Genomic DNA, 7,814 nt, shown 5'->3' on the forward strand with positions numbered 1-7,814 from the left:
GCCAGGCCTCAGCATTTTATTATGGTGATCCCCTGGGCGAAATGCGCCTGGTAAGCAGAGTTTTTGAAATGTAAGGCCTTTGAATAAGACAAAAGGCTGCCTCATCGCTAACTTTGCAACAGTGCCTCGCGGTCGGACTGCAAGTGATCTTGAAGCCACGGGCCCGTCCCACCCCGACATGGACCTCGATGCCCGAACGGACGTTAGATTTCGAGTTCTAGGCGTTCTGCGATGAAGGTTGGATCCCAGCCGGGATTGAAAGTGTCGACGTGGGTGAATCCGAGCCGCTCGTATAGGCCACGCAGGTTCGGGTGGCAGTCGAGCCGCAGCTTGGCGCACCCCTGCGTTCGCGCGGCATGGCGGCAAGCCTCGATCAGCGCGGAGCTGACACCCCGGCCCGCATGTGTCCGTCGCACCGCGAGCTTGTGCAGATATGCGGCCTCCCCCTTGAGGGCGTCGGGCCAGAACTCGGGATCCTCGGCCGACAAGGTGCAACAGCCGACGATGCCGTCGCTGCAACTCGCGACTAGGAGCTCGGATCTCAGGACGAAGGTCTCCGCGAATGTCCGGTCGATCCGCGCGACGTCCCAGGCGGGCGTTCCCTTGGCGGACATCCACGCCGCAGCGTCGTGCATCAGCCGCACAACCTCGTCGATATCACCCGAGCAGGCGACCCGAACGTTCGGAGGCTCCTCGCTGTCCATTCGCTCCCCTGGCGCGGTATGAACCGCCGCCTCATAGTGCAGTTTGATCCTGACGAGCCCAGCATGTCTGCGCCCACCTTCGCGGAACCTGACCAGGGTCCGCTAGCGGGCGGCCGGAAGGTGAATGCTAGGCATGATCTAACCCTCGGTCTCTGGCGTCGCGACTGCGAAATTTCGCGAGGGTTTCCGAGAAGGTGATTGCGCTTCGCAGATCTCCAGGCGCGTGGGTGCGGACGTAGTCAGCGCCATTGCCGATCGCGTGAAGTTCCGCCGCAAGGCTCGCTGGACCCAGATCCTTTACAGGAAGGCCAACGGTGGCGCCCAAGAAGGATTTCCGCGACACCGAGACCAATAGCGGAAGCCCCAACGCCGACTTCAGCTTTTGAAGGTTCGACAGCACGTGCAGCGATGTTTCCGGTGCGGGGCTCAAGAAAAATCCCATCCCCGGATCGAGGATGAGCCGGTCGGCAGCGACCCCGCTCCGTCGCAAGGCGGAAACCCGCGCCTCGAAGAACCGCACAATCTCGTCGAGCGCGTCTTCGGGTCGAAGGTGACCGGTGCGGGTGGCGATGCCATCCCGCTGCGCTGAGTGCATAACCACCAGCCTGCAGTCCGCCTCAGCAATATCGGGATAGAGCGCAGGGTCAGGAAATCCTTGGATATCGTTCAGGTAGCCCACGCCGCGCTTGAGCGCATAGCGCTGGGTTTCCGGTTGGAAGCTGTCGATTGAAACACGGTGCATCTGATCGGACAGGGCGTCTAAGAGCGGCGCAATACGTCTGATCTCATCGGCCGGCGATACAGGCCTCGCGTCCGGATGGCTGGCGGCCGGTCCGACATCCACGACGTCTGATCCGACTCGCAGCATTTCGATCGCCGCGGTGACAGCGCCGGCGGGGTCTAGCCGCCGGCTCTCATCGAAGAAGGAGTCCTCGGTGAGATTCAGAATGCCGAACACCGTCACCATGGCGTCGGCCTCCGCAGCGACTTCCACGATGGGGATCGGGCGAGCAAAAAGGCAGCAATTATGAGCCCCATACCTACAAAGCCCCACGCATCAAGCTTTTGCCCATGAAGCAACCAGGCAATGGCTGTAATTATGACGACGCCGAGTCCCGACCAGACTGCATAAGCAACACCGACAGGGATGGATTTCAGAACCAGAGAAAGAAAATAAAATGCGATGCCATAACCGATTATGACAACGGCGGAAGGGGCAAGCTTAGTAAAGCCCTCGCTAGATTTTAATGCGGATGTTGCGATTACTTCGCCAACTATTGCGATAACAAGAAAAAGCCAGCCTTTCATGATATATCTCCCAATTTGTGTAGGGCTTATTATGCACGCTTAAAAATAATAAAAGCAGACTTGACCTGATAGTTTGGCTGTGAGCAATTATGTGCTTAGTGCATCTAACGCTTGAGTTAAGCCGCGCCGCGAAGCGGCGTCGGCTTGAACGAATTGTTAGACATTATTTGCCGACTACCTTGGTGATCTCGCCTTTCACGTAGTGAACAAATTCTTCCAACTGATCTGCGCGGGAGGCCAAGCGATCTTCTTCTTGTCCAAGATAAGCCTGTCTAGCTTCAAGTATGACGGGCTGATACTGGGCCGGCAGGCGCTCCATTGCCCAGTCGGCAGCGACATCCTTCGGCGCGATTTTGCCGGTTACTGCGCTGTACCAAATGCGGGACAACGTAAGCACTACATTTCGCTCATCGCCAGCCCAGTCGGGCGGCGAGTTCCATAGCGTTAAGGTTTCATTTAGCGCCTCAAATAGATCCTGTTCAGGAACCGGATCAAAGAGTTCCTCCGCCGCTGGACCTACCAAGGCAACGCTATGTTCTCTTGCTTTTGTCAGCAAGATAGCCAGATCAATGTCGATCGTGGCTGGCTCGAAGATACCTGCAAGAATGTCATTGCGCTGCCATTCTCCAAATTGCAGTTCGCGCTTAGCTGGATAACGCCACGGAATGATGTCGTCGTGCACAACAATGGTGACTTCTACAGCGCGGAGAATCTCGCTCTCTCCAGGGGAAGCCGAAGTTTCCAAAAGGTCGTTGATCAAAGCTCGCCGCGTTGTTTCATCAAGCCTTACGGTCACCGTAACCAGCAAATCAATATCACTGTGTGGCTTCAGGCCGCCATCCACTGCGGAGCCGTACAAATGTACGGCCAGCAACGTCGGTTCGAGATGGCGCTCGATGACGCCAACTACCTCTGATAGTTGAGTCGATACTTCGGCGATCACCGCTTCCCTCATGATGTTTAACGCCTGAGCTCAGCCGACCGAAACCGCGTAGCGGTTTTGGGTCGGCTGCAGCGATTTGTTGGGCGATAGCTTGCCACATTCTCTCAACGATTGGGATTTGATGTACTTTCCGCACTTTGTAGCGCGACCACATCATGCTCCCCCTGGCCGCGAGAGCCCTTCACTCGGGAAACACAAGACAGACCGAGCACGACTGTTGCAAGGGTCAAACAGTACACGACAACCGGCCAAGCCGTGTTGCGCGGCAACAGCGAAATGATCAACGTTCCGATGCTTCCTAGCAGTACACCGCCCAAGCAGAAGTAGACTGCCGTGACCGTTCCAGCAACATGGTCGAATCCTCGAAGAGCGCCATTGGGCGCCACAGATACCGCTGTGGCGACACCAATACCCACTAGCCACATTGGAGCAATAAAGCCTAACACGGACTGCAAAGCCCATATTTCGGTGATGGCAAGCAATACTGCTCCAGCTATCAGGCATCCCATTCCCATTCGCAAGACACTTGGGCTGCCCCACTTGGGTATCACACGCCCCATAAAACGAGCCGTAAACACCATGGCAATTGCCACTGTGGCGAACAGCAGGCTGAAGCCAAGCTGAGACACACCTTGCCTGCCCATCATTAGTCCGGGCGCAATGGAGAAAAAGACGAAGAAGCTACCCATTCCAGCGGCGTAACACAACGTGTACAACCAGAAGTTCAGGCACTTAACGGGGAGTAGCAGCTGCGACCATTGCAAGCCCGCAACTCGTTGCACCCGGGTTTCAGGCCAGAATCGCCACGCTGCTGCAGATGCAGCGATCATGCCCAAACCTAGAAACGCAAAGATAGCCCGCCACCCAAGCCACATGTCGACGAGCGCTCCGAGCAATGGGCCTACCGCCGGGACTATGGCCAGCATGGATCCGAGTATGCCGTAAATGACATTACTTTCCTCGCGACCTGCGTAAATGTCACGTACTGTTGCAAATGTGGAAACAAGGCACGCCGAGGCACCACAAGCCTGAAGAATCCGAAGCCCCAGAAAGACTTCAGCCGATGACGTAAGAGCGAGGCCCATTGACGCCACAACGTAGGCGAGGCCACCTCCCAGTAGAACGGGGCGGCGCCCCAGTCGGTCCGATAGCGGTCCAAACAAGAGCTGACCGGCACCAATCATGACCAAGTACGTTGTCAGCGTAAGCTGAATTGTGCTCGCTGTCGTACCAAGCGCGTTTGGCATAAACGGCACTGCTGGCAAGTACATGTCCATGCCGAGTGATGCCAATAAATCGAACGGTGATAACAACAACACCGTGGCGGCAAGGGAGTACCGCCAACTAAAGTTTTTTGAGCGCACGAAACCATCTCCTTGAACAAAGGATTTGGCGGCGCTCCCGTAGAGCAAAAGGATTCATGAGAACGCCGCAACAACCGAAAAATGAAGGTTGCTGCGGCTTACTTGTCTGCGTTCTTGGAAGTGCTCATCTGCTGACTATCTCATGATTAAATTTGAATCGTAACAACTTTCAAGCAACTCTGCAAGGAGCCTTATTGTGCGCCCAACGCCGGAGTTAAGCCGCCGCGCGTAGCGCGGTCGGCTTGAACGAATTGTTAGACATCATTTACCAACTGACTTGATGATCTCGCCTTTCACAAAGCGAATAAATTCTTCCAAGTGATCTGCGCGTGAGGCCAAGTGATCTTCTTTTTGTCCCAGATAAGCTTGCTTAGCTTCAAGTAAGACGGGCTGATACTGGGCAGGTAGGCGTTTTATTGCCCAGTCGGCAGCGACATCCTTCGGCGCGATTTTGCCGGTTATTGCGCTGTACCAAATGCGGGACAACGTAAGCACTACATTTCGCTCATCGCCGGCCCAGTCGGGCTGCGAGTTCCATAGCTTCAAGGTTTCCCTCAGCGCCTCGAATAGATCCTGTTCAGGAACCGGGTCAAAGAATTCCTCCGCTGCCGGACCTACCAAGGCAACGCTATGTTCTCTTGCTTTTGTAAGCAGGATAGCTAGATCAATGTCGATCATGGCTGGCTCGAAGATACCCGCAAGAATGTCATTGCGCTGCCATTCTCCAAATTGCAGCTCGCGCTTAGCCGGATAACGCCACGGGATGATGTCGTCATGCACGACAAGGGTGACTTCTATAGCGCGGAGCGTCTCGCTCTCGCCAGGGAAAGCCGAAGCCTCCATAAGGTCATTGAGCAATGCTCGCCGCGTCGTTTCATCAAGCTTTACGGCCACAGTAACCAACAAATCAATATCGCTGTATGGCTTCAGGCCGCCATCCACTGCGGAGCCGTACAAATGCACGGCCAGCAATGTTGATTCCAGATGGCGCTCAATGACGCTTAGCACCTCTGATAGTTGGTTCGAAATTTCGATGGTCACCGCTACCCTCATGATGTCTAACGCCGCCATAAGTTGCGGCTTTGGAGTTGATTGTTTTGTGGTAGCGTAGCGTTAAACCACAAAACAAGCGACGGAAAAGCCGTCAACTTGATGGCCTTGTTAGCCTTATCAGCGCGACTGTGATGTATAAACGTCAAAAATTGAATGACCAATTTTAACAATCGCATCATTTCGCTCTGCCATTGAAGCCTGTGTTTGAGCTAGATAGATGCTCACAATAATTGGGGCTTGATGCTCACTCCACACAACTGCTGTAATACTCCGAGCACCAAATCCGCCAGCACCTGAGCGATCCGCAATGTTCCATCCCGCCGGCAATACTGAACGTAGTAAATTACCAGTGACTTGATTGTTCACCATCCAAGACTCTAATTTTTTCTGGTTCATTTCAGATAGCGCGGAACCAAATAAAAATTTATTCAAAGTACTGGCTATTGCCTTAGGAGTTGTCGTATCCCTCAAATCACCGAGCTTACCTTCATTTAAATCAGGCTCAATACGGTCTAGACGAGTCTCTTTGTCCCCAATTTGTCTTAAAAAATCAGTAACGCCTTTGGGGCCACCTACAGCACTTAGGATGATATTTGCCGCAGTATTATCACTTGTAGTCATAGTTGCGAAGCACGCATCATCGAGTGTGATTGCCTGCCCTACTTGCTTTTCTATTACAGGGGAATAGGTCACAAGATCTGCTTTCTTAATCTCGACTGTACTATTGGGATTAACTTTTCCTTGCTCAGCATCATATAGTAATTTAGCGCAAGCTATTGTTTTAAAAGTACTTGTTAACGGGAAGCGCTGATTGCCATTGTAATCCCAATATTCTCCATTTTGAGTATCAAGAACGGAAACACCTATACGAGCAGAAAGAGAAACTTCAATTGCCTTAACGTCTTGTTCAACTTGCTGAAACTTTGAACTACTTGCAAAAACCACGGATGGTATTAAAAGCGAAAATGCCAATAAAAACTTCATGTAAGTAACCCCATAATTTTGATTGTCACACATTTTATATAAAAGCATGAGGCTCCATAATATGGCTAACGCCCGCCTCAACTGCCGGAGGTTAATGGCGCCTTTTTTGCAGCTCCACCGCAAAAAAAGGTGACAGTAACCGGAGGTCAGATTGCAGGCGCTTGTTAACTCTTTTGCCAGATTTGATAACAATAGTTAATGTTAGACTCGAAATCTTGCTCAAATACCAACTTGAATGTATCTGGGATTTCAGGAAAAACTATGTCTCCATCTCGCTCGATGTCGACTGTTGAAATATGCAAAGTATCTACTTTGGAAATCAAGCTTTTGTATATTTCACCACCACCAGAAACGATAACATGATCCGTGATTTCCTCTAAATTTATTAAGGCATCCTGAATTGAGGAGAAAACCATTACACCCTCATCATTCGTAGAAAAATTAGAGCGAGTTACAACTGCATACTTTCGATTTGGGAGAGCGCCCATTGACTCAAAAGTTTTGCGTCCAACTAAAAGCCATTGATTATATGTAATTGCCTTAAATAGAAGTTGCTCGCCTTTGGCGCTCCATGGAATATCTGGTCCATTACCGATAATACCGTTCTTCGACTTGGCAGCCATTAGTGATAACTTCACGATTTCTCCCTCGAGTTAACTTTGTTTTAGGGCGACTGCCCTGCTGCGTAACATCGTTGCTGCTCCATAACATCAAACATCGACCCACGGCGTAACGCGCTTGCTGCTTGGATGCCCGAGGCATAGACTGTACAAAAAAACAGTCATAACAAGCCATGAAAACCGCCACTGCGCCGTTACCACCGCTGCGTTCGGTCAAGGTTCTGGACCAGTTGCGTGAGCGCATACGCTACTTGCATTACAGCTTACCAACCGAACAGGCTTATGTCCACTGGGTTCGTGCCTTCATCCGTTTCCACGGTGTGCGTCACCCGGCAACCTTGGGCAGCAGCGAAGTCGAGGCATTTCTGTCCTGGCTGGCGAACGAGCGCAAGGTTTCGGTCTCCACGCATCGTCAGGCATTGGCGGCCTTGCTGTTCTTCTACGGCAAGGTGCTGTGCACGGATCTGCCCTGGCTTCAGGAGATCGGAAGACCTCGGCCGTCGCGGCGCTTGCCGGTGGTGCTGACCCCGGATGAAGTGGTTCGCATCCTCGGTTTTCTGGAAGGCGAGCATCGTTTGTTCGCCCAGCTTCTGTATGGAACGGGCATGCGGATCAGTGAGGGTTTGCAACTGCGGGTCAAGGATCTGGATTTCGATCACGGCACGATCATCGTGCGGGAGGGCAAGGGCTCCAAGGATCGGGCCTTGATGTGGCACTGTTGCAAAGTTAGCGATGAGGCAGCCTTTTGTCTTATTCAAAGGCCTTACATTTCAAAAACTCTGCTTACCAGGCGCATTTCGCCCAGGGGATCACCATAATAAAATGCTGAGGCCTGGCC

At 52.6% G+C, this 7,814-nt stretch carries 6 protein-coding genes and 4 pseudogenes; 1 reads left to right on the top strand and 9 read right to left on the bottom strand.

The window, feature by feature from the left end:
* Positions 1 to 203 precede the first annotated feature (203 nt).
* From FTV25_RS15395 to dfrA16, 8 genes and pseudogenes are all read right to left on the bottom strand, one after another.
* Positions 204 to 704, bottom strand: a complete 501-nt coding sequence (locus tag FTV25_RS15395) for a GNAT family N-acetyltransferase (RefSeq protein ID WP_000376623.1) — start codon at positions 702 to 704, stop codon at positions 204 to 206.
* A gap of 127 nt (positions 705 to 831) precedes the next feature.
* Complete coding sequence (gene sul1 / locus FTV25_RS15400) at positions 832 to 1,671, bottom strand: sulfonamide-resistant dihydropteroate synthase Sul1 (RefSeq protein ID WP_000259031.1); 840 nt, start codon at positions 1,669 to 1,671, stop codon at positions 832 to 834.
* On the bottom strand, positions 1,665 to 2,012 hold the full coding sequence (locus FTV25_RS15405) for a quaternary ammonium compound efflux SMR transporter QacE delta 1 (protein WP_000679427.1): 348 nt from the start codon (positions 2,010 to 2,012) through the stop codon (positions 1,665 to 1,667). Before FTV25_RS15405 ends, sul1 begins: the two co-directional genes overlap by 7 nt.
* Positions 2,013 to 2,128: 116 nt before the next feature.
* Positions 2,129 to 2,967: pseudogene (gene aadA1, locus FTV25_RS15410) on the bottom strand (ANT(3'')-Ia family aminoglycoside nucleotidyltransferase AadA1).
* A gap of 92 nt (positions 2,968 to 3,059) precedes the next feature.
* Positions 3,060 to 4,319, bottom strand: coding sequence for a chloramphenicol efflux MFS transporter CmlA6 (locus FTV25_RS15415; RefSeq protein ID WP_001256773.1), 1,260 nt, complete (start codon positions 4,317 to 4,319; stop codon positions 3,060 to 3,062).
* A 214-nt stretch (positions 4,320 to 4,533) separates the two neighbouring features.
* A pseudogene (locus FTV25_RS15420) lies at positions 4,534 to 5,372 on the bottom strand (AadA family aminoglycoside 3''-O-nucleotidyltransferase).
* A 117-nt stretch (positions 5,373 to 5,489) separates the two neighbouring features.
* Positions 5,490 to 6,356, bottom strand: coding sequence for a PSE family carbenicillin-hydrolyzing class A beta-lactamase CARB-2 (locus tag FTV25_RS15425; protein WP_001931474.1), 867 nt, complete (start codon positions 6,354 to 6,356; stop codon positions 5,490 to 5,492).
* Positions 6,357 to 6,520: 164 nt separating this feature from the next.
* Positions 6,521 to 6,994 carry a trimethoprim-resistant dihydrofolate reductase DfrA16 gene (dfrA16, locus tag FTV25_RS15430; protein ID WP_032490158.1) on the bottom strand — a complete coding sequence of 158 codons (474 nt, stop codon included), beginning with the start codon at positions 6,992 to 6,994 and terminating at the stop codon, positions 6,521 to 6,523.
* A gap of 155 nt (positions 6,995 to 7,149) precedes the next feature.
* Between dfrA16 and intI1 the strand changes: the two are divergent.
* A pseudogene (intI1, locus tag FTV25_RS15435) lies at positions 7,150 to 7,686 on the top strand (class 1 integron integrase IntI1); the annotation flags it as partial.
* A 53-nt stretch (positions 7,687 to 7,739) separates the two neighbouring features.
* Here intI1 and FTV25_RS15440 read toward each other — a convergent pair.
* A pseudogene (locus FTV25_RS15440) lies at positions 7,740 to 7,814 on the bottom strand (IS6 family transposase); the annotation flags it as partial.

It is taken from the genome of Acinetobacter sp. YH12249 (assembly GCF_013417475.1).
Taxonomy (GTDB): domain Bacteria; phylum Pseudomonadota; class Gammaproteobacteria; order Pseudomonadales; family Moraxellaceae; genus Acinetobacter.